Below are 22,579 nucleotides of genomic sequence, written 5' to 3'. Positions count from 1 at the left end.
GCGAGCAACGAGCGATGACCATGCGTGTACGCGACTACGATGAGCGGGACTTCGAGGCAGTAGCTGCGGTGTACGCCAATGCGAAGCTCGATGAGCTACAGTTTGAAGCGCAGCCTTTCACGCTGACGCCGCTTGCGGCAGATCCAGCTATTTTGGCCGCGTTCAGGCAGTCCAGCGTGCTGGTGTGCGAGGACGGCTGCGGCATCGTCGGCTTCGCCGCCAGCGTGCCGGGTCAATTGCGCGCCCTGTTCGTCCACTCGGATGCGCGCGGGCGCGGCGCGGGACAGGCGCTGCTGGCGGCCGTGATGGCAAGGCAAACCGGGCCGCTGTCACTGAACGTCGCCAAATCCAACATTCCCGCAGTAGGCTTCTACGAGAAATTCGGCTTCGCCGTCGCCTCGGAAACCAGCAGGCAATACCACGGAGTCGATATCGCTTACTACCAGATGGCCTGCTGTCGCACCATTTTGACGGTGAAGCGCTGATTTATCAGAAAGGACCCTGTCATGAAATCACTGTGCCTTGCGATGCTGATGTCCGCAGTCGTGGCGGCCCCGCAGCCGAGCGCGGCCCGATCGGACTCTCCGCCCCCCCCAAACGCCTGCCGCGCCGCACCACGGCCAGCGTGATTTCGACTGGGAGATTGGCACCTGGGATACGCGCCTGAAGCGCCTGCGCGAACCGCTGAGCGGCAAGACCGAGTGGCTGGAGTACGCCGGCACCTCGGTCGTCAAGCAGGTCATGGACGGACGGGCCAACCTGGTCGAGCTCGATGTGCGCGGCAGCGCCGGCCGGATCACTGGCGTGTCGCTGCGCCTGTACCAGCCGGCGAGCGGCCAGTGGACCCTGCATTTCGCGAACCTGGCCAACGGCTTGATGACCGAGCCCATGCACGGCTCCTTCAAGGATGGCCAAGGCAGCTTCTACGGCCAGGACACGGTGCACGGGCGCGTGGTGCCGGTCAGGTTCCTCATGGTGCCGGCGGGCGCCGGCCAATGGCGCTTCGAACAGGCGTATTCGGCGGACGGTGGACAACACTGGGAAACCAACTGGATCGCCATCGATACCCGCCGCAAGCAATAGGAAGCGCTTGACGGTGCCGATGCGCGTTCAGCTCGCCGGGCCAGAGCCCAAACCGAATCGATGTAATGAACGGTTGCGGTCCCGTGGAACAGCCGCGCCGGCGGCGCTTGCGCACCCAGCTTCAAGTCCCGGGACACGAGCTGGTCCAGGCTGGCCCAGCCTTTGCCATCCAGCTCCAAGCCTGTCGCCGCCGGATCGTGACGGAGCACTAAACTGAGAAATTACTGGTTCGTTCGAGGTGTTTCGACATTCGAAATAGCTTACTCAACATTGAAATTGGAAATGCCTGCTAGGCAGCCTGTTTGCCCAACTGCGGCAGCGACGCCATCAGGTCCGAGAAACGCTGCCCCTGGATCATCACGTGCTCGCGCAGCAGTTCGGCGGCTTTTTCGCCGTCGCCGCCGAGGATGGCCTGCACCACGCCGTCGTGCTCGGCGTATGAATTGGACAGCCGGTTGCGCACCCTGAGCTGCAAGCGCCGGTAGGGCCGCAGGCGCCGGTACAGGCTGCGCGCCTGCTCGATCAGGAACTGGTTGTGGCTGCCAGCGTAGATGGCTTCGTGGAAGGCCTCGTTCTTGTAGTAGTAGTCATCCGGCTGCTGCGCGTCCAGCGCTTCCTTGCACGCCTGGTGCGCCGCCAGCAGCGCCTGCTGCTCGGCCAGCGTCATGCGCCGCGCGGCCAGCCGGCCGCAGGTCGCCTCCAGCTCGGACATCACCTCGAACATCTCCACCAGTTGCTGCGGCCCCAGTTCGGCCACGATGGCGCCGCGCCGTGGCCGGATCACCACCACGCCCATGGACGCCAGCTGGATCAGTGCCTCCCGGATGGGCGTGCGCGACACGTCGAAACGCGCGGCCAGTTCCGTCTCATCCAGGTGCTGCCCGGGCGTCAAGGTGCCCACGGCTATCATTTCCTCTATGTCTTCGCGCAGTTGCGTGGATCGGTTCGTCATGGCGGATAGTTTTCTTGTATGTAGGTCTTCATTATAGAAGCGATTTTTAACTTGACAATGTATGCAGCCAATATATTCTTGTATACACAAAAACGGAAGTTGCATATTTCATTCACCCCTTGGAGGACGTATGACTGTAATGAACCGCAGAGCGGCACTGGGCAAGCTCGGCAAACTGGGCGCCCTGGGCGCCCTCGCAGGCAGCCCGTTGTCGATATCCAGCGCCTGGGCGCAAGCCACCACGCTGAAAATCTCCCACCAGTTTCCGGGCGGCACCGTGGCCGAAGGAGACTTCCGCGACCGCCTGACCCGCATGTTCGCGGCCGAAGTGGAAAAGCGCTCCAAGGGCGCGTTGAAATTCGCCATCTATCCCGGCTCCTCCCTGATGAAGACCAACGCCCAGTTCTCCGCCATGCGCAAGGGCGCGCTGGACCTGTCGCTGGTGCCGCTGTCCTATGCCGGCGGCGAGGTGCCGGAGGTGAATATCGGCCTGATGCCCGGCCTGGTCACGTCCTACCAGCAGGGCTACAGCTGGAAAAACGCGGAAGTGGGCAAGGAACTGGCCCGCATCCTGTACGACAAGGGCATCGTGGTGGTGAGCTGGATCTGGCAGGCCGGCGGCGTGGCCTCGCGCACCAAGCCGGTGGTGGAACCGGAGGACGCGAAAGGCATGAAGATACGCGGCGGCTCACGCGAAATGGACTTGATCCTGAAGGCCGCCGGCGCCGCCGTGGTGTCGCTGCCGTCCAATGAAATCTACGCCGCCATGCAGACCGGTGCGATGGACGCCGCCCTCACATCGTCCACCTCGCTGATCTCCTTCCGCCTGGAAGAAGTGTCCAAGGCCCTGACCTCAGGGCGCGGCAACGCCTACTGGTTCATGTTCGAGCCGCTGATGATGTCGCGCGCGGTATTCGACAAGCTGCCGAAAGAGCAGCAGGCCACCATCCTGGCCGTTGGCGCCGACATGGAAGCATTCGCGCTGAAAGCCGCACAGGAAGACGACACCCAGGTGGCGGCCGTCTACCAGAAAGCCGGCGCCAAGGTGGTAGACCTGAACGCGGCGACCGTCAAGCGCTGGCAGGCCATCGCGCGCACCACCGCGTGGAAGGACTACAGCGAGAAGAACGAGAACTGCGCCAAGCTGCTCAAACTCGCCGAGAAAACGCTATGAGCCACGGCTTCGAACTCAAGGCCGCTCCCGGGCCCGCAGTGCCGGACAATGCTGCCCTGGCCAGCGCTTCCGGGGTGCTGAACCGCCTGAACAAGGCCCTGCTGACGCTATCGATGTGCGCGCTGGTGTTGACGGCGCTGATACTGACCTACTCGGTGATATCGCGCTACTTCTTCCACGCGCCGACCGACTGGCAGGACGAAGCCTCGGTCTTCATGCTGGTGGGCGCCACCTTCTTCTGCGCGGCCTATGTCCAGTCCTACCGCGGCCACATCGGCATCGAGGCGCTGGCCGACCTGCTGCCGCCGCGCGTCAACGCGGCGCGGCTGTTCATGGTCGACCTGCTTTCCACGCTGTTTTGCGCCTTCTTCTCGTGGAAGTCCTGGACGCTGTGGCATGAAGCCTTCGTCGAGGGCCAGACCACCACCTCCACCTTCGCCCCGCCGCTGTGGATCCCCTACGGCATGATGGCCCTCGGCATGACGCTGCTGGCGCTGCAACTGCTGCTGCAAACGGCCGCCCGCCTCAGCGACAAACCTCTGGAGAACGCAGCATGAGCGAGCTTACCCTGGGCGCCCTGTACGGCGCCGTCACGCTGGTCGTCATGTTTTCCGGCATGCCCATCGCTTTCGCGCTGGGCGTGGTGGCCACCGGCTTCATGTACTTCTTCATGCCGCCCTCCTCGCTCGACACGGTGACGCAGAACGTGTACGAGGAAATGGCGTCCATCACGCTGCTGTCGATTCCCCTGTTCATCATGAAGGGCGCGGCCATCGGCAAGTCGCCAGCGGGGCGCGACCTGTATGCAGCCATCCACGCCTGGCTGCACAAGGTGCCGGGCGGCCTCGGTATCGCCAACGTGTTCGCCTGTGCGCTGTTCGCCGCCATGGCCGGCTCCTCGCCGGCCACCTGCTCGGCCATCGGCTCGGCCGGCATCCCGGAAATGCGCAAGCGCGGCTACTCGCCCGGCTTCGCGGCCGGCATCATCGCCGCCGGCGGCACGCTGGGCATCCTGTTGCCGCCGTCCATCACCATGATCCTGTACGCGGTGGCGGCCGAACAGTCGCTGGGCCGCCTGTTCCTGGCTGGCATCGGCCCGGGCGTGCTGCTGGTGCTGCTGTTCGCCGGCTACGCGGTATATCGCGCCCGCAAGGAATACCGCATTGCGCTGGACATCTACGAAAAAGGCGGCGTGAAAGCGGCCAGCCTGCACGATGAGCATTTCACCCTGGCGGACAAGGTGGAAATGCTGCCGCGCGTGCTGCCCTTCCTGGTGCTGCTGATCGGCGTGATGGTGGCCCTGTACGGCGGCTTTGCCACACCGTCCGAAACGGCCGGCCTGGGCGCGCTGCTGGCCATGGTGCTGATCGCCATCGTCTACCGCGTGTGGCGGCCGAAGGACCTGGCGCCCATCCTCACCTCCACCATCAAAGAATCGACCATGCTGCTGATGATCATCGGCATGTCGCTGTTTTATTCCTACGTGATGAGCTATCTGCACATCAGCCAGTCGGCCGCCAGCTGGGTGGTGGGCATGCAGCTGTCCAAATGGCTGCTGCTGACGGTGATCCTGCTGATGGTGGTGGTGCTGGGCTTCTTCCTGCCGCCGGTGTCCATCATCCTGATGACCGCGCCCATCATCCTGCCGCCGCTGAAAGCGGCCGGATTCGACCTGATCTGGTTCGGCGTGGTGATGACGGTGGTGATGGAAATGGGCCTGATCCACCCGCCGGTCGGGCTGAACATCTTCGTTATCAAAAACATCGCGCCCGACATACCGCTGAGGGACGTGATCTGGGGCGTGGCGCCTTTCGTCGTGCTCATGTTCGTAGCGGTTGTTTTATTATGTCTCTTCCCCGGCATCGCGACCGGACTGCCTGACATGATGATGGGAGCGAAATGATGAATGCGCCGGCGGCCAACGCGGAAACGCGGGCCTGGAACACTTTGCAGCGCAACCGCGCGCAGCGCCTGCAGCGGGCCGGCACGGCCCTGGGCGCGGACCTGGACGGCAAGAGCCTGCCCGCCGCCCGCATTGCCGACCTGCTGCACGCGGTGCTGGAATGCGGCGACCGGGTCTGCATCGAAGGCAACAACCAGAAGCAGGCCGACTTCCTGGCGCAGGCGCTGGCCAGGCTGGACCCGGCGCGCGTAAACGGGCTGCACATGCTGCAGTCCGTGCTGACCCTGCCCGAGCACCTGGACGTGTTCGAGCGCGGCGTGGCTTCGCAGCTGGACTTTTCCTTCTCCGGCCAGCAGGCCGGGCGCGTGGCCAAGCTGCTCTCGGCCGGCAAGCTGAATATCGGCGCCATCCACACCTACCTGGAGCTGTTCAGCCGCTACTTCGTGGACCTGCCGCCGCGCGTCTCCATGGTGGCGGCCGAAGCGGCGGACCGGCATGGCAACCTGTACACCGGCCCCAACACGGAAGACACACCCACCATCGTCGAAGCGACCGCATTCAAGAACGGCATCGTCATCGTGCAGGTGAACCGCATCATGGACACGCTGCCGCGCGTGGACATCCCCGGCGACTGGGTGGACTTCGTGGTGCAGTCGCCGCGTCCCTACTACATCGAGCCGCTGTTTACGCGCGACCCGGCGCTGATTTCCGAGATCCAGGTGCTGATGGCGATGATGGCCATCAAAGGCATCTATGCGGAATACGGCGTGCAGCGCCTGAATCACGGCATCGGCTTCGACACGGCGGCCATCGAGCTGCTGCTGCCGACATACGCCGAATCGCTGGGCCTGAAGGGGAAAATAGGCCGGCACTGGGCGCTCAACCCGCACCCGGCGCTGATACCGGCGATCGAAGCGGGCTTCGTGGAATCGGTGCACTCCTTCGGCTCCGAACTGGGCATGGAAGACTACATCCGCGCCCGGCCTGACGTGTTCGCCGTGGGTGCGGACGGCTCCATGCGCAGCAACCGCGCGCTGTGCCAGGCCGCAGGGCACTATGCATGCGACATGTTCATCGGCTCCACCCTGCAGATCGACCTGCAGGGCAACTCGTCCACCGCCACGCTGGGCCGCATCGCCGGCTTCGGCGGCGCCTCCAACATGGGTGCCGATGCGCGCGGACGGCGCCACGCCAGCCCCGCGTGGCTGAAGGCCGGCCAGCAGGCGCGCGAAGGCCGCAACATGATTCCGCGCGGGCAGAAGCTGGTGGTGCAGATGGTGGAAACCTTCCGCGAGCATATGCACCCGGCCTTCGTGGAACGGCTGGATGCCTGGGAACTGGCCGAACAGGCCGGCATGGCAATTCCGCCGGTAATGATCTACGGCGACGACGTGACCCACATCCTCACCGAGGAAGGCATCGCCAACCTGCTGCTGTGCCGCAGCGACGAGGAACGCGAGCAGGCCATACGCGGCGTGGCGGGCTATACGCCGATGGGCCTGGGCCGCGACCGCCGCATGGTGGAAAACCTGCGCGATCGCGGCGTGATCCAGCGGCCGGAAGACATCGGCGTCGACCAGCGGCTCGCCACGCGCGACCTGCTGGCCGCACGCAACATGAAAGACCTGGTGCGCGCATCGGGCGGGCTGTACGACCCGCCGCAGCGTTTCAGGAACTGGTAATCAAGGAAACCCAATGGAAACGCAATGGAAACGTTAACGTATCGCTTCGAGAACGGCAGCCGCACGCTGCCGCCTTCGCCGCAAGTGGTGGGCGTGGTCGGCTCGGGCAACCTGGAAGTGCTGATCGAACCGGCAGCGCTGAACGGCGCCTGCACCATCGAAATCAAGACCGCCGCGGTCGGCTTCGGGCAGATCTGGGAGGCCGTCATGCGCGACTTCCACCTGCGCTGGCCGCTGGCCGACGTGCGCATCGCCATCAACGACGTGGGCGCCACGCCGGCCGTGGTCAGCCTGCGGCTGGACCAGGCGGTGCAAACCATGCTGGGAGCGGCACCATGAACCGCGCCATGAGCAAGCACCACAGCTACCAGGAAGCCAACGCGCGCGAGCGCCTGCGCCAGTTGCTGGACCCGGACAGCTTTGAAGAATTCATCGGGCCGGCCGAACGGATCGTCAGCCCGCACCTGGGCCAGCTCAACGCCCCGGTGGCGTTCGACGACGGCGTGGCCGTGGGCCGTGCGCGCCTGGACGGCACACCTGTATTCGTGGCAGCCCAGGAAGGCGGCTTCATGGGTGGCGCGGTGGGCGAAGTGCATGGCGCCAAGCTTACCGGCCTGCTGCGCCGCGCGCTCGAAGAACGGCCGCGCGCCGTGGTGCTGCTGATCGAGTCCGGCGGCGTGCGGCTGCACGAAGCCAATGCCGGCCTGATCGCCGTGGCCGAAGTGATGCGCGCCGTGCTGGACGTGCGCGCGGCCGGCATCCCGGTCATCGCGCTGGTAGGCGGAGCCAACGGCGCCTTCGGCGGCATGGGCATTGTGGCGCGCTGTACCAACGCCGTGGTCATGTCCGAAGAAGCCCGGCTGTCCATGTCCGGCCCGGAAGTGATCGAAACCGCCAACGGCGTGGAAGAATTCGACTCGCGCGACCGCGCCCTGGTGTGGCGCACCACCGGCGGCAAGCACCGCTATCTCACAGGCGACTGCCAGGCCATCGTGCCGGACGAGATGGCCGCCTTCCGGCAGGCGGCCATTGCCGCCATTGCCGCGCTGAGCCAGCCGCCCGGCCAAGCCGGACAATCGGCGTCGGTCGCGCTGACGCTGGAAGCCCTGGAGCAAGAGCAAGCCATGCTCACCGACCGCCTCGCGCGCTTCGGCGGCCTGCACGACCCAACCGACATCTGGCGCGAGCTGGGCATGCCCGACCCGGCCAACATCGCCATGCTGGAGATCGCCCCATTCATCGAAGCTGCGGCAAGCCGCCGCGCAGGAGGCCAATAATGCACTGGCAAACACTGGCAAGCGCCCTTTTCCCGCAGGGTCATGACATCACCGAGCAAGACCAGTTCCTGTCCGGCACGGCACAGGCGGGCGGCGAGACGGACGGCGGGCAAACCGTGGCCGTCATCGGCACCACCGGGCATGCGCCCATTGGTATTGAGATTGCGCTGGCGCAGGCGAAGGCCGTGCTGGCGACGGTGCGCGGGCATCCCGGCCGCGCCATCGTCATGCTGGTGGACACGCAAGGCCAGCGCCTGCGCCACCGCGACGAAATGTTGGGCATCAACAGCTACATGGCGCACCTCGGCAAATGCGTGGACCTGGCGCGGCGGCGCGGGCACAAGATCGTGGCGCTGGTCTACGACCAGGCTCTGTCGGGCGGTTTCATCACCAGCGGCCTGATGGCCGACAGCTGCCACGCCCTGCCGGCCGCCACCATCCGCGTGATGGGACTGCCGGCGATGGCGCGCATCACCAAGGTGCCGGAAGAAGTGCTGACCGAACTGGCGCGCAGCAATCCCGTGTTCGCGCCCGGGCCTGAAAACTACCTGCGCATGGGCGGGCTGCAATCGATCTGGGACGGCGACGCCGGCGTCCTCGCCACCCGCCTCGCCCAGGCGCTGCGCGACGCACCGGCCACCGACGCCCGCGCAGCGCTGGGCTACCAGCGCGGCGGACGCAAACTGGCGCACCCCGTCATCCAAGCCATCCTCGGTGGTCGCCATGTTCAAGCGGCATGACCTGGTCTGGCTGACCCGCGCCGGCTGGCAGGCCGCACTGGCCGCCGATCCCGCGCGGGAAGCCGTGTTCAGCTACTGGCAGCGCGAAGAATGGCCGGCGGTGGTGCGCAGATGCGAGCCGGACGCCGGCCCCGGCATGGATGCAGGCAGCGCCGGCAACGTGGCAAGCGGCGGCCCAACGATGGCCCCCGTCCAGCAGGAAGTCTGCCTCGGCATCGCCCTGCCGCCGGACGCGGACGGACTCAAGCAACGCATCGGCCTGCGCGCGGTGCTGGCGCATGTCGAGCGCACCAGCTCCCCGTTGACACTGAAGGCCGCACGCCCTGCGCTGCCCGCGCACTGGCGGCCCGGCTACACCGAACTGCAGCGCCTGTCCACCGGACTCGATCTGCGCGTGTTCGGCTCCCTGGCCTGGCAAGCGCTGACCGGCCTGCCCTGCCTGGGCGCAGGCTCCGACATCGACATCCTGTTCCGCCCCGTGAGCCAGCAGCAACTGCGCGCCGGCCTGGCGCTGCTGGCCGGCGCCGGACACGGCCTGCCGCTGGACGGCGAAATCATGTTCCCATCCGGGCAGGCCGTCTCGTGGAAAGAATGGAACGCCGCCGGCGCGGCCAAGGCGCGCGTGCTGGTCAAGGAAATCGGCGGCGTCCAGCTCGCCGACCCTGAAGCGCTGCTCGCCACCCTGAGGCCGGCATGACCCGGACCGCACCGCTGCCATGCGCATCACCAAAGCCGGGTGTGGCGTCGCGCCACGGCCTCGGCAACGCCCGTGCGAGCGCGGTGAGCCAGCAAGCCGCGCGGCTGGCGCTGCGCGCGCTGTACGCCGAACTGGCGCTGTATCCCAAGCCCGGCCTGGTCTCCCTGGTCGACAACGGCAGCCATACCGACATGACCGCGCTGACATTCATGCGCAGCCTGTTCTCGCTGCGGCACTATTTTGCAGCCATCTGCCGCGCCGGCATGGAGGACGCCCCATTCGCGCGCCTGAAACAGCTGGGCATTGCGGCCGAGCGGCGCATGATGGCGGCAACCGGCGGCGTGAACACGCACCGCGGCGCGATCTTCGGCCTCGGCATGCTGTGTGCGGCGCTGGGCCGGCTGGCGGCCGGCAGCCGGCCAGGGTCTGCCCCGGCGGCAGACGCCGCATCGCTGCGCGCGGCCTTGCTGGCAGGCTGGGGCGAGGCGCTGGCGGCGCATACGCTGGCCCCCCCTGACGGCTCGCATGGCCAGCGCGCGGCGCAACTGCATGCCGCAAGCGGCGCACGCGAGGAAGCGGCGCTGGGCCTGCCGTCGGTGTTCCTGCTTGGCCTGCCCGCGCTGCGCACGACGCTGGCGCGCAGCGGCAGCATGCATCACGCGCGCGTCGATGCGCTGTTCGCGCTGATGGCGCATGTCAGCGATACCAACGTGCTGCATCGCGGCGGCAGGCAAGGCGCGCAGATGGTGCGGGACGAGGCGCGGCGTTTCCTGGCCATGGGCGGCACCGCGCATCCGGACTGGCACGGCTGCGCGCTGGATACCCACCGCCTGTTCGTGCGCCAAAGACTTTCGCCCGGCGGCGCGGCCGACCTGCTGGCGGCGTGCTGCCTGGTGCAGGCGTTTTCCACCCATCCCTGGCCATGAGCGGACCATGAGCGCGAAACTGCTGATTTTGTGTCCGGGCCAGGGCGGGCAGCATACGGGGATGTTCGATCTGGCAAGCTCGGACCCGGCAGGGGCGGCGCTGCTTGGCGAGCTACGTGCGCGCGATGCGCACGCCAAGCCGCCCTACGGGATGGCCGCTGCGGGGTTTGACGCTGTCGCCGTGGACGCGGGTGCGCTGTTTGCCAACCGGACGGCGCAGCCGCTGATCGTGGCGGCCACACTGGCGATGTGGGAGGCGCTGCGCGCGCACGCACCGCCGCCCGCGCTGGTGGCCGGCTACAGCGTGGGCGAGCTGGCGGCGTGGAGCGTGGCGGGCGCCGTGGCGCCGCTGGAAGCGGTCGAGCTGGCGCAGGCGCGCGCGGTACTGATGGACCGCTGCCTGGCGGAGCGGCCCGGACAAGCCCTGCTGGCCGTGTCCGGATTGCCGCCGCCGCGCAGCGGCATGCTGGCGGCGCCGTGCGGGTTTCACACGGCCATCGTCACCGGCGGGGACAGCTGCATCATCGGCGGTCCAGCCAGCGGCCAGGCGCAGGCGGTGTCGCGGCTGGCTGCCGCCGGTGCGCACGTGACCCCGTTGCCGGTTGAAATCGCCTCCCACACACCATTCATGGCGGGCGCCGTGGCGCCGTTCGCGGCGGCGCTGCGCGCGTCGCATCTGCATGCGGCAGAGACACCGGTGCTGTCCGGCATCAGCGCGGCACGGCTGGAAAGCCGCGGCCAGGCCGTCGAGCACTTGTCGCGGCAGCTGGGCGAACCGGTGGTGTGGGACGAGTGCATGGACGCCTGCACCGAGGCAGGCGTCACGGTGGCGCTGGAGCTGGGGCCCGGCGCAGCGCTGGCGCGCATGATGCAGGCGCGCCATCCCGGCATCGCCTGCCGCTCGGTGGCGGACTTCCGCAGCCTGGACGGCATTCGCGGCTGGCTAAGCAGGCACTGCGGCTAAGCAGCCGCCCGCGCTTAGCGCCGGTTATTCTGCTGCGCCCACGCCACAATATTGTTGGCGTCCATGGCGCCCGGCTGGCGCGCCACTTCGCGCCCGCCCTTGAACAGCGCCAGCGTGGGGATGCTGCGGATCGCGTAGCGCGCCGCCAGGTCCTGCGCTTCTTCGGTGTTGACCTTGACCACGCGGAAGTCCGGTTCGAGCCGCTGCGCGGCCTGTTCGTACGCCGGCGCCATCGAGCGGCACGGGCCGCACCACGGCGCCCAGAAATCCACCAGCACCGGCAGTTCGCTGCGCTCGACCTGCTTGAGGAAGCGCGCGCTCGCCAAATCCACCGGCTTGCCGGTAAAGAGGTCTTTCCGGCATTTGCCGCAGGTAGGCTCCTGTCCCAGCCGCGTGGCGGGAACACGGTTGACCGCATCGCAGTGCGGGCAAACGATATGTAGCGAGTCGGTGCGTGTTGCTGTGTTGTCGGTTGCGGTATCCATGGCTGCCATCCTCAATGCGTATGGCGCCAATGTAGCAGAAATGACGAAATCGTGAGCGCAGCTCAGCTTGAATCGGCGGCATCCTCGTTCTTGACGATGCCGCGTACGTTCATCGCCGCCAGACAGGTGTTCAGCACGATCAGTGCCCAAGCCTCGTCCTGCCAGCCCCATCCGATCCACAGCGCATTACTCATTAGAAAGACCCAAAAACCCGCCATGCGCCGCCGCGCCGACTTCGACGCCACCAGCCACGCCGCCAGCAGCGACGCGGCCATTGCCGGCCATTCCATCCATTCCAGCCACTCCGCCATGACGTCCGCCTCCCTGCTCAGTCGATGGCACAGTCTAGCCGGGTGTGGCGCGCGGCGGAGCGCGGCTGGCGTCCAGCCGCGCCGGCGACATCAGCTCTCTTTACGGCCGGTCGGCTGCTTGCCGGCAGCCTGCTGCTGGCTGGTCTGGTGCACAGGCGAGCCGGCCACGCGGTTCTCCGCGCCCTGGCCTTCGGCTTGCTGGCGCTCGTGGCCGTTGCCCTGCTGGCGGTCTTCCCGGTGGCCGTTCATGTCCATGCGCTGGCCGTCGGCGAACTGGTCAAAGGTGGCGGCCATGCGGCGCATGGCGTCCTGCTGGTTGCGCACGGTTTTTTCCGTTTCTTCGGTGGCCATGCGCGTGACTTCCTCGGCCAGTTCCTTGGCGGTACGGCTGGTTTCGCTGACGTGTTCCTCGGCCACCTTGGCCAGGTCCACGTGCGTGTTGGCGGCAATGCGCGACAGGTGCTGCTGGTAGGCGCGCAGCTTGTCGGCGGTGGGCTGCGCATGCGACAGCGTGACATTGACGGCATCCACCGGCCGGTTGGTGGTGAGCAGATCCTGGCTGGTCAGCGACACTTCCTCGATGATGGTCTGCGCCAGCTGGATGTTCAGGTCGCTATACTGCTGCACGGTGCGGAACAGCGATCTGGACATGTCATTCAGCAGCGACATCTGCGCTTCCATGTGGTGTTTGGCGGCCGGGGTGACAGACTGATTGAAAGAAAACATGGGTTACCTCTGCAAAAAGTTTAGTTGTGTAAAGGGACGCGACACCGGCAAAGCGGCTGCGCGAATCCACTAGGCTACGTGAGCGCAGGTCCGGTCCCATGATCTGCATCAAACGTGCGCGCTTGACTGCACATGTAGCGAGTTTGTAAATGCGGCCCCCAAAGCGTTTCCGATGTGGAATACTCATCAGCTATCTCCATTTTGATAGCTTGCCAATGAAACAACTGACCCGCAGCCTGCCCCGTCTCGCTCCCGCCCTGCTGCTCGCGCTCGGCGCTGCCCACGCCCAGCAACAGCCCGATGCCAAGCCTGATCCCAAGCCCGCCGCCGCCCCGGCCGCGCAGCCCTTCGAGCGCGCGCTGAAAGCCGAGTCCGCCGTGAGCAAAAACGCCACGGTCACGATCAAAGGCAAGGCCGTACCGTACAAAGTCACCGCCGGCACCCAGCCGGTCTGGGACAAGGATGGCAAGGTGATCGCCTCGCTGTTCTACACCTACTACCAGCGCAGCGACGTGGCCGACAAGGCCAAACGCCCGCTGGTGCTGTCGTTTAACGGCGGGCCCGGCTCGGCCTCGGTGTGGATGCACGTGGCCTACACCGGCCCCAAGATGCTCAACATCGACGACGAGGGCTACCCGGTCCAACCCTACGGCGTGCGCGACAACCCGCACTCCATCCTGGACGTGGCCGACATCCTGTACGTGGACCCGGTCAACACCGGCTTTTCGCGCATCCTCGACAGCAAGGCCGACCGCGCCACCTTCTTCGGCGTGAACGCCGACATTTCCTACCTCGCCGAGTGGCTCAACACCTTCGTCTCGCGCGAAGGCCGCTGGACTTCGCCCAAGTACCTGATCGGCGAAAGCTACGGCACCGCGCGCGTGGCCGGCCTGTCGCTGGAGCTGCAGAGCGCGCACTGGATGTACCTGAACGGCGTGATCCTGGTCTCGCCCACCGAGCTGGGCCTGAAGCGCGACGGCATCGTCGGCGACGCGCTCAACCTGCCCTACTACGCGGCCACCGCCTGGTACCAGAAAGCGCTGCCGGCCGACCTGCAAAGCCGCGACCTGAAGGACGTGCTGCCCGAGGTGGAAGCGTTCACGGTCGATGAACTGATCCCGGCGCTGGCCAAGGGCGGCTTCCTGGAGGAGACCAGGAAGGCGCAGATCGCCGCCAGGGTGGCACGCTATTCCGGGATTGCGGAAAAGGCCGTGCAGCAGCACAACCTGGTGATCCCGGCCAATTTCTTCTGGAAGGAACTGCTGCGCGACAAGGGCTACACGGTCGGCCGGCTGGACTCGCGCTACAAAGGCATCGACAGGTCCGACGCCGGCGCCAGCCCGGACTACAACGCCGAGCTGAGCTCCTGGCTGCACTCCTTCACGCCCGCCATCAACCACTACCTGCGCGACGTGCTGCAGTACAAGACCGACATCAAATACAATATGTTCGGCTCCGTGCACCCATGGGACAACAAGAACGACACCACCGGCGAGAACCTGCGCAAGGCGATGGCGATGAACCCCTACATGAAGGTGCTGGTGCAGTCCGGCTACTACGACGGCGCCACCACCTATTTCGACGCGAAGTACACCATGTGGCAGCTGGACCCCAGCGGCAAGATGAAGGACAGGCTGCGCTTCGAAGGCTACCGCAGCGGCCACATGATGTATCTGCGCTCGGCAGACCTGGTGCGCTCCACCGACGATATCCGCGATTTCATCAAACAAACCACACCCGCAGCGAATCAGCCCGCCCGCTACTAGGAAGATAGCAAATTCCCATGCCTTTCTGGTAAGATTGCTCAGTTGAATTAATTTAACTGGGCAATCTCATGCATTTTGAAGTACCAAAAGCTGGGCTGAAAACCGCCAGGGAATTCCTGGGTGAATATTCGATGATCGTGGTCAGCATCCTGACCGCCCTGGCCCTCGAGCATGCCGCACAAAGCTGGCACCACAGCCATCGCGCGCACGATGCGGAACGCAAGATCGAGGCCGAACTGCGCATCAACCTGGACGAACTGCAAAAGGTCAGCGCGGCGAACAAGAAGCAGATGGAGCACATCACGCAGATGCGCAAGGGTTTGCTCGCCGACATCAAGGCCAAGTCGTCCGAAAAGGAACTGCTCGAGCATTTCACGCAGAACGCCGGCAAGCGTTACGGCCTGAACCTGCAAACGCCGACGCTGCGCCGCGAAGCATGGGACGTGGCGGTGGCCAGCCAGGCGGCCAGCTGGATGTCGGCGGAACTGCTGCAGCGCTACTCGGCCCTGTACGCGCAGCAGCGCGACACGTTGACCGCGGTCACCGGCGACACGCAGCTCACGCTGAGCGGGCCGGACATGCTCAACACCCTGTCCGACCTGGAACTGGGCACGGTCGATCCGCACACGCTGTACCGCAGCCTGCGCCAGATGGAAAGCACCATCGACAGCGTGCAGGGCAACCTGGGGATGCTGGAACAGCAGATGCGCGCCGCGCTGGCCAAAGCCTGAGGCCAATCGGGCCGGCCTCCGCCGGGGGCCGCCTGCGGGCGGCCTGTTATACTGCTGCCCTTTCCAGGCCCGGCCTGCATCACAAGGATAACCATGAGCGCACTTCCACCCTGCCCGCAATGCGGCTCCGAACTGACTTACAACGACGGCACGCAATGCGTCTGCCCGGAATGCGCGCATGAGTGGCAGCCAGGCGGCGCAGCGGAGGCGGAAGACGGCCCGCGCATCTACAAGGACGCCGCCGGCAACATCCTGCAGGACGGCGACACCGTCACCGTCATCAAGGACCTGAAACTGAAAGGCGGCGGCGGCACGGTCAAGATGGGCACCAAGGTCAAGAACATCCGCCTGGTGGACAGCGACCACGACATCGACTGCAAGATCGAAGGCTTCGGCAACATGAGCCTGAAGACCGAGTTCGTCAAGAAAGTCTGATTAGCACACTCCTGCCGGGACACACACATGAATGCACGCCTGCTGACCGTCTTCGCAACTCTCTGCTGCGTGCTGCCGGGCTTGGCGGCGGCATCATGTTCCCGCGCCATCAACGTTCCCGTTGCGCCTCACGGCATGGCGGTGGTCGTCAAGCACGGCAAGGCGGCGGGCGTGGTTCCCGAACTGCTGGACGAGCTGGGTGACAAGCATGGCTGCAAATTCGTCTTTCCCGTCGTGCCCCGCGCCCGGCTGGAGATGCTGTTCCGCGCCGCCGATGCCGACCTGATCGTACTGTCCACCCGTTCGCCCGAGCGCGACATGGCCGGCACGTACGTCCCGGTCTTCAAGTACCGCGCCGTCCTGGTCGGCATCAAGCCGCTGGACAGCGCCGTGCAGACAGTCGACGCCCTGCTCCGGCAAACCGGCTTGCGTATCGCCGTCGTGCGCGGCTTCGATTACGGCCCCGCCTACCGCAAGCTGCTGGAACCGGCCGTGGCGTCGCGGGTCCAGTACGCCAACGACCTCAATGACCTGATGCGGCGGATCCAGGCCAACATCGCCGATGTGACCATCCTGCCGTACAGCAGCGCCTACAACACGATTATTGAAGATCCGCGATTGAGTGGCCTGGACAGCCAGCTCACCATCAGCGCCCTCGACGACATCCCGTGGCAGGACGCCGGATTCTACGTTTCCAGGCGCACCTTGCCCGTAGCCGACCAGACCGCGCTCATCGAGATGCTGGGCAGCGAGGAGGTCGGCAACCGTATTCTGAAATCGCTGTCGAAGGTGATTCCGCCTGCCGTGTTCAGCCTGACGGCCAAGCGGCACTAAGCCGAATGGCACCACACCTGATCCGTTAGCGCGAGACTTGAAGAAGCGGCCAGCGTTCGATGAAGCGCCTGGCGGGCAAAGGCGCGCGGTAAGTGGCCGCATCGCCCGCAGCGGGTTGTGGCGCACGCGCAGCCCGAACAGGTCGTGCAGGCCGTACGGGGCAATAGCGCCACCAGCCGCGCGGGCAGCACCGGCGGCGCCGAGTCGTCAGCCCGCATCGCCGGCGCGGTAGCGGGCCAGCACGGCCGGCACGATGCGCTTGTGCACCGGCGCCACGAATAGCATATACACGCGGCCCAGCAGGTTATGGATGTGCACCACCGTCGCTACCGCGATCGCGCTGCGCGGCACGCCCAGCTTGCGCACCGAGACGCGCACCTTCAGGTGCTTGTCCGTGTCGCCGAGGATCACCTCGTCGTCGCTCAGGTAGAGGATGGAAAAGATGCCGACCCGGTCGCCCAGCTTGTACTCGCTGGCCGGACGCCGCGCGGTGGCGCCGTTCAAGTGACCGAGGTTCTTCAGGCCGAACAGCCCGACCACGCTGTTGCGCAGCGCCATCAGGCGGTTGACCCAGCCGGGCGTGCGCGCCACCACTTCCAGGTACAGCTCCAGCGCAGTGCGCCCGGTCGGCGCGATCGGCATCTGATAGCAGTCGTGGAAATCCGAGCCGGCCAGGTGCGCCGCGATTTCGCTGTCGCGCGGCACCGGCACGGCGAGAATGGGAGGACGGGCCGCTGGAGCGCCGCTCATGCGCCCGCCCGCTTGGGCTGGTGGCCCAGCCTGGCCAGCGCCGCCAGCACCGCGTCGCAATGGTCGCCCTGCACTTCGATCACGCCGTCCTTGACGGTGCCGCCCGAGCCGCAGGCGCTACGCAACTGCTTGCCCAACGCGGCCAGCGCCTCGCCGTCCAGTGCCAGCCCCTTCACCACGGTGACGCACTTGCCGCCGCGCCCCTTGGTCTGGCGCGATACGCGCACCACGCCATCGCCGGCGGGCGCCGCTTTCGCGCTCGCCTTGCAGGTGCAGGCGGCCACCGGCTGGCGGCAATCGGGGCACATGCGGCCGGTTTCGGTGGAGTAAACCAGGCCACCACTGGAGCTGTTTTTCATCATATTTTTCAATCGGCCAGCGGCACGACCAGGTAATCGCCTTCGTTGCCGGCACGGTTCAGGTCTGCGCTGACGCGGAACCATTCGAATTCTTCCGGGCCCAGGGCCATCGAACGGGCCAGCATTTCCGCCTGCTCCATGCTCAGGTCCGGGTCCAGCCAGGTGGCCGCGTCCGCGGCGTTCAGGCATACGGGGCGGCGGTCATGGATGTCCACCATGCCGCCGGATGAGTCGGCGGTAATCAGCACGAAGCCCGATTCGGCCTTGTGCTCCTTGAACGGGCCGAAGTTGGCCAGCGCCAGCATGTAGATCGGTTCGCGGTCCTTGCGGTGGATGTGCCACGGCTGGCGCTGCCCCTTGGGGCCAGTCCATTCGTACCAGCCGCTGGCAGGCACCAGGGCACGGCCGGTCTTGAGCAGCCGGCCCCAGTAGTTATTCGTGACCTTCTCCAGCCGCGCGTTGTAGCACACCGGCAGTTTCTGCGCCGCCCAGGCCGCGCGGTAGCCCCAGTAAAGGTCGTCTATCTGCGGCACGCCGTCCTGCATGTGCAGGATGGGCCGATAGGTGCCCGGCGCGGCATTGGGCGTGGCGCCCACTTCACCGCGATAGACAGCATCAGCCCAGCCGAAAGCGCTGAGGTAGCGCTGCATGGTGTCGTTTTGATCGAATCGTCCGCACATCCGGGAATGATAGCAGCAACCCGGCCCGGAGGTAGTCCGCAGCGTCTTACATCGCCGCCACGTCCAGCAGCGCCTGGATAAAGGCTTGCGGCGCTTCCTGCGGCAAGTTGTGGCCGACGCCGTTGCCCAAGTCGCGGTGTTCGTACTTGCCGGTGAACTTGGCGCGGTAGCTGGCGGGCGGCGGGAAGGGCGCACCGTTCGCTTCGCCTTCCATGGTGATGGCCGGCACCGTGATGGCCGGGCCGGCCGCCAGGCGGCGCTCCAGCTCGTCGTACCGCGCTTCGCCAGGCGCAGCACCTTGCCGCCAGCGGTAGTTGTGCACCACGATCGCGACGTGGTCGGGGTTGGCGAAGGCCGCTGCGCTGCGGTCCAGCGTGACGTCATCGAACTTCCACTTGGGCGAGGCGGTCTGCCAGATGAACTTGGCGAAGTCGCGCGTGTATTTGGTGTAGCCAGCCACGCCGCGTTCCGTGGCCAGGTAGTACTGGTACCACCACTGATGCTCCGCGCTCGGCCTGAGCGGCGTGGCGCCGTTATTGATATTGATGACCAGGTAGCCGCTCACCGACACCAGCCCCTTGACCCGTTCCGGCCACAACGCGGCGATGACGCAAACCGCGCGCGCGCCCCAGTCGAAGCCGCCGAGTATGGCTTTCGGTATCTTCAGCGCGTCCATCAAGGCGAGGATATCGAGGGAGATGGCTGCCTGCTGGCCATTCCGGACCGTGGCATCGGAAAGGAAGCGCGTGGTGCCATGGCCGCGCAAGTAAGGTACGATGACGCGGTAGCCCTTGGCCGCCAGCGCGGGCGCCACGTCGGCGAAGGCGTGGATGTCGTACGGCCAGCCATGCACCAGGATCACCGGCGCGCCGCCGGCCGGCCCGACTTCCACATAGCCGACATTCAGCAAGCCGGCGTCGATCTGCTTGAGCGTGCCGAAGGAAGGCGCCGCCGCCGAAAACTGCCTGCCGGCGCCATCCGTTCCCGCATTCGGGGCCGATCCGGCCGCTGCGGCCAGCGGCTGCGCGGACGCGCTGCCGGCCAGGCCGAACTGGGTGGCTGCCACGGCTGCGGCGGCGGTGCCGAAGAAGCGGCGGCGCTGTTGATTGATCCCTTGGTCCATGCTGTGTTCTCCTTTGGTCGGTATTTCGTGGTGAAGTGGAGTTCAGTATGGCGGGCTTGTGTAGCGCATTTGTGTAGGAAACCACGGCTATTTGTACTGCCGCGTGTCCATCCCTGCGGCGGATACCCTGGAATACAAACGCGGCCGGCAAGGCGCGCCTATCGTGTGACAATGCGTGCATTTTCCGGGGCCGCTTTCCGCGTATAGTCGAGCTTCTCTCACCGGCGACAAACCAGCGACAACAAAGGAGCGAAATGTCTGCGAAGAACTTGAATCCATGCGTACCTTACTGATACTGCTGCTCCTGGCCGTGCGCCTGGGCTCGGCGCAGGCGGCCGCCAAATACACCTACGAGACCGACCACGAATTCGACAACGGCTCACGCATTGCGCTGAGCAGCCTGACACCGGTGCAGGTGGAGAACCTCGCCCTGCTCGGCAAGGTATGGGGCTTCCTGAAATACCACCATCCCGTCGTTACCACGGGCCAGCGGCATTGGGACTACGAACTGCTGCGCATCACGCCGGCCATCGTCGCCGCGTCCGACCGCCCAGCGGCGCAAGCGGTGCTGCAGCGCTGGCTTGCGGATCTGGGGGACATCGCCGACTGCAATCCGTGCGCCAGCCTGCCGCAGGCCGGTCTCCACCTGAAGCCGTCGCTGGAATGGCTGGACGACGGCACGCTGCTGGGCGATCAGCTCAAGGCCGGCCTGAAGAAGGTCTACGCCAACCGTCCCGCCGCCAGCGCGCAGTTCTACGTCAGCCATGCAAAAAATGTCGGCAATCCCGTTTTCGAGCACGAACCGTATTACAAGGATGTAAACTTCCCGGATGCCGGATTCCAGCTGCTCGCCCTGTTCCGTTTCTGGAATATCGTCGAGTACTGGTCGCCATACCGCGACGTGATCGGAGAGAGGTGGGACGACGCCCTGCGGCAGTCCCTCGCCAGGGTGGCGCTGGCGAAGGACCGCGCCGGCTTTGAACTGGAAATGGTGGCGGTCACCGCGCGCGTCAACGACACCCACACCAATCTGTGGGGTTCGCTCCAGGTGCGCCCGCCCGTCGGCAAATGCACCCTGCCGGTGACGATGCGCTTCATCGGCAACCAGGCCGTGGTCTCCGGCTACGCCGACGAAGCGGCCGGCAAGGCGAGCGGCCTGCTGGCGGGCGATGTCATCGAAGCGCTGGACCAGGCGCCGGTCTCCAAGCTGACGCAGGCCTGGAAGCCTTATTACGCCGCATCCAACGAGCCCACCCGCCTGCGCGACATGGCCAGGAGCATGCACAATGGCGCCTGCGGCGACGTGGCGCTGCGCATACGCCGGGCCAGCCAGGAGCAGGAAATTGCGTCCACGCGCACGCCAATCACGCGGACGGCGCGCGGCAACACGCACGACCGCAATGGCGACACGTTCCAGATGCTGGCGGACGACATCGCCTACATCAAGCTGTCATCCATCAAAAAGGCTGACATTCCGCGCTACCTGGAGCTGGCTGCCGCCAGCAAGGGGCTGGTGATCGACATCCGCAACTATCCCTCCGAGTTCGTCGTGTTTTCACTCGGCCAGCACCTGGTCGACAAGCCAACCGAGTTTGTGCGCTTCACGGCCGGCGACGCCAGCAATCCCGGCGCCTTCCGCTGGGGGCCGGCGCTGACGCTGCGGCCGATGGCGCCGCACTACCAGGGGAAAGTGATGCTGCTGGTGGACGAGGTGTCGCAGAGCCAGGCCGAATACACCACCATGGCCTTCCGCTCGGCGCCGCGCGCCAAGGTGATCGGCAGCACCACCGCCGCTGCGGACGGCAACGTGTCCGCCATCCCGCTGCCGGGAGGCCTGCGGTCCATGATCAGCGGCATCGGGGTGTTCTATCCGGACCAGCGCCCCACGCAGCGGGTGGGCATCGTGCCGGATATCGTGGTACTGCCCACGGTGCAAGGCATCCGGGCCGGCCGCGACGAGGTGCTGGAAGCGGCTATCGCTGAGATCCGCCGCAACTGAGCCGCTTGCAGCCCGCGCCGCAGCGGCGTCAGAACGCCGCCGCGTCCAGCACGGCCTGCGCGAAGGCCCGCGGGGCTTCCTGCGGCAGGTTGTGGCCTATGCCGCCGGCCAGGTTGCGGTGCTCGTACCTGCCGGTGAATTTGCTGCGGTAGGCGGCAGGCGGCGGGAACGGCGCGCCGTTGGCGTCGCCTTCCATGGTGATGGTCGGCACCTGGATCGCCGGCGCGGCGGCCAGGCGTTTCTCCAGTTCGTCGTACTGCGCCTCGCCCGGCGCCGCCCCTTGACGCCAGCGGTAGTTGTGCAGCACGATGGCCACATGGTCGGGGTTGACCAGGGACGCGGCGCTGCGTTCGAACGTGGCCGCGTCGAACTTCCACTGGGGTGAAGCGGTCTCCCAGATGTATTTGGCGAACGCGCTCGTGTTCTTGGCGTAGCCCGCCGCACCGCGGTCGGTGGCCAGGTAGTACTGGTACCACCAGTCATGCTCCGCTTTCGGCGGCAGCGGCACGGCACGGGTGTCGATATTGGTCACCAGGTAGCCGCTCACCGATACCAGCGCCTTGACACGCTCCGGCCACAGCGCGGCCATGATGCAGGCGGTGCGCGCGCCCCAGTCGAAGCCGCCGATGACGGCCTTGGGTATTTTCAGCGCGTCCATCAGCGCGATGATGTCGAGCGCCACCGCCGACTGCTGCGCGTTGCGGAAGGTGGCGGCGGACAGGAAGCGCGTGGTGCCGTGGCCGCGCAGGTGGGGCACGATGACACGGTAGCCGGCCGCCGCCAGGATGGGCGTCACCTCAGCGAAAGCGTGGATGTCGTACGGCCAGCCGTGCAGCAGCAGCACCGGCGCGCCGTGCGCGGGACCGGCCTCCACATAGCCGATGTTGAGCAGGCCGGCGTCGATCTGCCTGAGCTGGCCGAAGGACGGCGCCACGCCGGACTGCGAACCGGCCGCCTGCGCGGCGGCGCCGCCGCGCAGCCC

Annotated in this window: 26 protein-coding genes; 17 read left to right on the top strand and 9 right to left on the bottom strand. The window is 66.4% G+C overall.

The window, feature by feature from the left end:
• Nucleotides 1-14 precede the first annotated feature (14 nt).
• Both AC6H42_RS25070 and AC6H42_RS25065 read left to right on the top strand, forming a co-directional pair.
• Complete coding sequence (locus AC6H42_RS25070) at nucleotides 15-485, top strand: GNAT family N-acetyltransferase (RefSeq protein WP_057154901.1); 471 nt, start codon at nucleotides 15-17, stop codon at nucleotides 483-485.
• A gap of 256 nt (nucleotides 486-741) precedes the next feature.
• A complete protein-coding gene (locus tag AC6H42_RS25065; RefSeq protein ID WP_497549207.1) occupies nucleotides 742-1,083 on the top strand; it encodes a hypothetical protein in 342 nt (113 codons plus the stop codon).
• 289 nt (nucleotides 1,084-1,372) lie between these two features.
• Here AC6H42_RS25065 and AC6H42_RS25060 read toward each other — a convergent pair whose 3' ends face one another.
• A complete protein-coding gene (locus tag AC6H42_RS25060) occupies nucleotides 1,373-2,035 on the bottom strand; it encodes a GntR family transcriptional regulator (RefSeq protein ID WP_057154899.1) in 663 nt (220 codons plus the stop codon).
• A gap of 130 nt (nucleotides 2,036-2,165) precedes the next feature.
• Between AC6H42_RS25060 and AC6H42_RS25055 the strand changes: the two genes are divergently transcribed.
• The 10 genes from AC6H42_RS25055 to AC6H42_RS25010 are packed head-to-tail and all read left to right on the top strand — an operon-like array spanning nucleotide 2,166 to nucleotide 11,398.
• Nucleotides 2,166-3,209, top strand: coding sequence for a TRAP transporter substrate-binding protein (locus tag AC6H42_RS25055; RefSeq protein WP_497549206.1), 1,044 nt, complete (start codon nucleotides 2,166-2,168; stop codon nucleotides 3,207-3,209).
• Nucleotides 3,206-3,766 carry a TRAP transporter small permease gene (locus AC6H42_RS25050; RefSeq protein ID WP_497549205.1) on the top strand — a complete coding sequence of 187 codons (561 nt, stop codon included), beginning with the start codon at nucleotides 3,206-3,208 and terminating at the stop codon, nucleotides 3,764-3,766. Before AC6H42_RS25055 ends, AC6H42_RS25050 begins: the two co-directional genes overlap by 4 nt.
• Complete coding sequence (locus tag AC6H42_RS25045; RefSeq protein WP_057154896.1) at nucleotides 3,763-5,112, top strand: TRAP transporter large permease; 1,350 nt, start codon at nucleotides 3,763-3,765, stop codon at nucleotides 5,110-5,112. Before AC6H42_RS25050 ends, AC6H42_RS25045 begins: the two co-directional genes overlap by 4 nt.
• Nucleotides 5,112-6,794 (top strand): malonate decarboxylase subunit alpha, encoded by a 1,683-nt coding sequence (mdcA, locus tag AC6H42_RS25040; protein WP_057154895.1) that lies wholly within the window; start codon nucleotides 5,112-5,114, stop codon nucleotides 6,792-6,794. The genes AC6H42_RS25045 and mdcA overlap by 1 nt, the downstream gene beginning before the upstream one ends.
• A gap of 24 nt (nucleotides 6,795-6,818) precedes the next feature.
• Complete coding sequence (mdcC, locus tag AC6H42_RS25035) at nucleotides 6,819-7,133, top strand: malonate decarboxylase acyl carrier protein (RefSeq protein WP_057154894.1); 315 nt, start codon at nucleotides 6,819-6,821, stop codon at nucleotides 7,131-7,133.
• Nucleotides 7,130-8,071: a biotin-independent malonate decarboxylase subunit beta gene (locus tag AC6H42_RS25030; RefSeq protein WP_229418148.1), complete on the top strand. Its 942-nt coding sequence runs from the start codon at nucleotides 7,130-7,132 to the stop codon at nucleotides 8,069-8,071. The genes mdcC and AC6H42_RS25030 overlap by 4 nt, the downstream gene beginning before the upstream one ends.
• A complete protein-coding gene (gene mdcE, locus AC6H42_RS25025) occupies nucleotides 8,071-8,811 on the top strand; it encodes a biotin-independent malonate decarboxylase subunit gamma (protein WP_057154893.1) in 741 nt (246 codons plus the stop codon). Before AC6H42_RS25030 ends, mdcE begins: the two co-directional genes overlap by 1 nt.
• Nucleotides 8,795-9,508, top strand: a complete 714-nt coding sequence (gene mdcG / locus AC6H42_RS25020) for a malonate decarboxylase holo-[acyl-carrier-protein] synthase (RefSeq protein ID WP_497549204.1) — start codon at nucleotides 8,795-8,797, stop codon at nucleotides 9,506-9,508. The genes mdcE and mdcG overlap by 17 nt, the downstream gene beginning before the upstream one ends.
• A complete protein-coding gene (mdcB, locus tag AC6H42_RS25015) occupies nucleotides 9,505-10,434 on the top strand; it encodes a triphosphoribosyl-dephospho-CoA synthase MdcB (protein ID WP_082551748.1) in 930 nt (309 codons plus the stop codon). The genes mdcG and mdcB overlap by 4 nt, the downstream gene beginning before the upstream one ends.
• A gap of 7 nt (nucleotides 10,435-10,441) precedes the next feature.
• Entirely contained in the window at nucleotides 10,442-11,398 is a 957-nt protein-coding gene (locus AC6H42_RS25010) for an ACP S-malonyltransferase (RefSeq protein ID WP_497549203.1), read from the top strand.
• A gap of 14 nt (nucleotides 11,399-11,412) precedes the next feature.
• Here AC6H42_RS25010 and trxC read toward each other — a convergent pair whose 3' ends face one another.
• From trxC to AC6H42_RS24995, 3 genes are all read right to left on the bottom strand, one after another.
• A complete protein-coding gene (trxC, locus tag AC6H42_RS25005) occupies nucleotides 11,413-11,883 on the bottom strand; it encodes a thioredoxin TrxC (RefSeq protein ID WP_057154890.1) in 471 nt (156 codons plus the stop codon).
• Nucleotides 11,884-11,945: 62 nt separating this feature from the next.
• The gene (locus AC6H42_RS25000; protein ID WP_057154889.1) at nucleotides 11,946-12,194 is read right to left on the bottom strand and encodes a hypothetical protein; all 249 of its coding nucleotides are present in this window, start codon (nucleotides 12,192-12,194) and stop codon (nucleotides 11,946-11,948) included.
• A gap of 90 nt (nucleotides 12,195-12,284) precedes the next feature.
• On the bottom strand, nucleotides 12,285-12,920 hold the full coding sequence (locus tag AC6H42_RS24995; RefSeq protein ID WP_057154888.1) for a phasin family protein: 636 nt from the start codon (nucleotides 12,918-12,920) through the stop codon (nucleotides 12,285-12,287).
• A 215-nt stretch (nucleotides 12,921-13,135) separates the two neighbouring features.
• Here AC6H42_RS24995 and AC6H42_RS24990 point away from each other — a divergent pair, with 215 nt between their 5' ends.
• The 4 genes from AC6H42_RS24990 to AC6H42_RS24975 all read left to right on the top strand — a co-directional run bounded on the left by AC6H42_RS24990 (nucleotide 13,136) and on the right by AC6H42_RS24975 (nucleotide 16,686).
• Nucleotides 13,136-14,686, top strand: coding sequence for a S10 family peptidase (locus tag AC6H42_RS24990; RefSeq protein WP_057154887.1), 1,551 nt, complete (start codon nucleotides 13,136-13,138; stop codon nucleotides 14,684-14,686).
• Between the two features lie 68 nt (nucleotides 14,687-14,754).
• Nucleotides 14,755-15,417: a hypothetical protein gene (locus tag AC6H42_RS24985; RefSeq protein ID WP_497549202.1), complete on the top strand. Its 663-nt coding sequence runs from the start codon at nucleotides 14,755-14,757 to the stop codon at nucleotides 15,415-15,417.
• Nucleotides 15,418-15,510: 93 nt separating this feature from the next.
• A complete protein-coding gene (locus AC6H42_RS24980; RefSeq protein WP_057154885.1) occupies nucleotides 15,511-15,852 on the top strand; it encodes a zinc ribbon domain-containing protein YjdM in 342 nt (113 codons plus the stop codon).
• A 27-nt stretch (nucleotides 15,853-15,879) separates the two neighbouring features.
• On the top strand, nucleotides 15,880-16,686 hold the full coding sequence (locus AC6H42_RS24975) for a substrate-binding periplasmic protein (RefSeq protein WP_497549201.1): 807 nt from the start codon (nucleotides 15,880-15,882) through the stop codon (nucleotides 16,684-16,686).
• 207 nt (nucleotides 16,687-16,893) lie between these two features.
• Here the strand turns inward: AC6H42_RS24975 and AC6H42_RS24970 are convergent, their stop codons facing one another.
• Genes AC6H42_RS24970 through AC6H42_RS24955 form a run of 4 tightly spaced genes read right to left on the bottom strand, consistent with a single transcriptional unit; the run spans nucleotide 16,894 to nucleotide 19,598 of the window.
• Entirely contained in the window at nucleotides 16,894-17,436 is a 543-nt protein-coding gene (locus AC6H42_RS24970; protein WP_057154883.1) for a DUF2867 domain-containing protein, read from the bottom strand.
• A complete protein-coding gene (locus tag AC6H42_RS24965; RefSeq protein WP_057154929.1) occupies nucleotides 17,433-17,795 on the bottom strand; it encodes a translation initiation factor Sui1 in 363 nt (120 codons plus the stop codon). Before AC6H42_RS24965 ends, AC6H42_RS24970 begins: the two co-directional genes overlap by 4 nt.
• An 8-nt stretch (nucleotides 17,796-17,803) precedes the next feature.
• The gene (locus AC6H42_RS24960) at nucleotides 17,804-18,475 is read right to left on the bottom strand and encodes an SOS response-associated peptidase (RefSeq protein WP_057154882.1); all 672 of its coding nucleotides are present in this window, start codon (nucleotides 18,473-18,475) and stop codon (nucleotides 17,804-17,806) included.
• 46 nt (nucleotides 18,476-18,521) lie between these two features.
• Nucleotides 18,522-19,598, bottom strand: coding sequence for an alpha/beta fold hydrolase (locus AC6H42_RS24955; protein ID WP_497549200.1), 1,077 nt, complete (start codon nucleotides 19,596-19,598; stop codon nucleotides 18,522-18,524).
• A 277-nt stretch (nucleotides 19,599-19,875) separates the two neighbouring features.
• Here AC6H42_RS24955 and AC6H42_RS24950 point away from each other — a divergent pair, with 277 nt between their 5' ends.
• Nucleotides 19,876-21,597, top strand: coding sequence for a S41 family peptidase (locus AC6H42_RS24950; RefSeq protein WP_497549199.1), 1,722 nt, complete (start codon nucleotides 19,876-19,878; stop codon nucleotides 21,595-21,597).
• A 28-nt stretch (nucleotides 21,598-21,625) separates the two neighbouring features.
• Here AC6H42_RS24950 and AC6H42_RS24945 read toward each other — a convergent pair.
• Nucleotides 21,626-22,579 (bottom strand): alpha/beta fold hydrolase (locus AC6H42_RS24945; RefSeq protein ID WP_497549198.1); only part of this gene is annotated, 954 nt, incomplete at its 5' end.

Source organism: Massilia sp. NBRC 108631 (genome assembly GCF_059704565.1).
This window is presented reverse-complemented; position numbering and strand designations above follow the sequence as displayed.

Coding starts and splice junctions, on each gene's coding strand:
- AC6H42_RS24950 (WP_497549199.1), top strand. CDS start 19,876: ATGCGTACCTTACTGATACTGCTGCTCCTGGCCGTGCGCCTGGGCTCG.
- AC6H42_RS25030 (WP_229418148.1), top strand. CDS start 7,130: ATGAACCGCGCCATGAGCAAGCACCACAGCTACCAGGAAGCCAACGCG.
- AC6H42_RS25050 (WP_497549205.1), top strand. CDS start 3,206: ATGAGCCACGGCTTCGAACTCAAGGCCGCTCCCGGGCCCGCAGTGCCG.
- AC6H42_RS24965 (WP_057154929.1), bottom strand. CDS start 17,795: ATGAAAAACAGCTCCAGTGGTGGCCTGGTTTACTCCACCGAAACCGGC.
- AC6H42_RS25000 (WP_057154889.1), bottom strand. CDS start 12,194: ATGGCGGAGTGGCTGGAATGGATGGAATGGCCGGCAATGGCCGCGTCG.
- AC6H42_RS25010 (WP_497549203.1), top strand. CDS start 10,442: ATGAGCGCGAAACTGCTGATTTTGTGTCCGGGCCAGGGCGGGCAGCAT.
- AC6H42_RS24990 (WP_057154887.1), top strand. CDS start 13,136: ATGAAACAACTGACCCGCAGCCTGCCCCGTCTCGCTCCCGCCCTGCTG.
- trxC (WP_057154890.1), bottom strand. CDS start 11,883: ATGGATACCGCAACCGACAACACAGCAACACGCACCGACTCGCTACAT.
- mdcA (WP_057154895.1), top strand. CDS start 5,112: ATGAATGCGCCGGCGGCCAACGCGGAAACGCGGGCCTGGAACACTTTG.
- AC6H42_RS24960 (WP_057154882.1), bottom strand. CDS start 18,475: ATGTGCGGACGATTCGATCAAAACGACACCATGCAGCGCTACCTCAGC.
- AC6H42_RS24980 (WP_057154885.1), top strand. CDS start 15,511: ATGAGCGCACTTCCACCCTGCCCGCAATGCGGCTCCGAACTGACTTAC.
- mdcG (WP_497549204.1), top strand. CDS start 8,795: ATGTTCAAGCGGCATGACCTGGTCTGGCTGACCCGCGCCGGCTGGCAG.
- AC6H42_RS25055 (WP_497549206.1), top strand. CDS start 2,166: ATGACTGTAATGAACCGCAGAGCGGCACTGGGCAAGCTCGGCAAACTG.
- AC6H42_RS24995 (WP_057154888.1), bottom strand. CDS start 12,920: ATGTTTTCTTTCAATCAGTCTGTCACCCCGGCCGCCAAACACCACATG.
- AC6H42_RS24985 (WP_497549202.1), top strand. CDS start 14,755: ATGCATTTTGAAGTACCAAAAGCTGGGCTGAAAACCGCCAGGGAATTC.
- AC6H42_RS25065 (WP_497549207.1), top strand. CDS start 742: ATGGACGGACGGGCCAACCTGGTCGAGCTCGATGTGCGCGGCAGCGCC.
- AC6H42_RS24975 (WP_497549201.1), top strand. CDS start 15,880: ATGAATGCACGCCTGCTGACCGTCTTCGCAACTCTCTGCTGCGTGCTG.
- mdcB (WP_082551748.1), top strand. CDS start 9,505: ATGACCCGGACCGCACCGCTGCCATGCGCATCACCAAAGCCGGGTGTG.
- AC6H42_RS24955 (WP_497549200.1), bottom strand. CDS start 19,598: ATGGACCAAGGGATCAATCAACAGCGCCGCCGCTTCTTCGGCACCGCC.
- AC6H42_RS24970 (WP_057154883.1), bottom strand. CDS start 17,436: ATGAGCGGCGCTCCAGCGGCCCGTCCTCCCATTCTCGCCGTGCCGGTG.
- AC6H42_RS25070 (WP_057154901.1), top strand. CDS start 15: ATGACCATGCGTGTACGCGACTACGATGAGCGGGACTTCGAGGCAGTA.
- AC6H42_RS25060 (WP_057154899.1), bottom strand. CDS start 2,035: ATGACGAACCGATCCACGCAACTGCGCGAAGACATAGAGGAAATGATA.
- mdcC (WP_057154894.1), top strand. CDS start 6,819: ATGGAAACGTTAACGTATCGCTTCGAGAACGGCAGCCGCACGCTGCCG.
- AC6H42_RS25045 (WP_057154896.1), top strand. CDS start 3,763: ATGAGCGAGCTTACCCTGGGCGCCCTGTACGGCGCCGTCACGCTGGTC.
- mdcE (WP_057154893.1), top strand. CDS start 8,071: ATGCACTGGCAAACACTGGCAAGCGCCCTTTTCCCGCAGGGTCATGAC.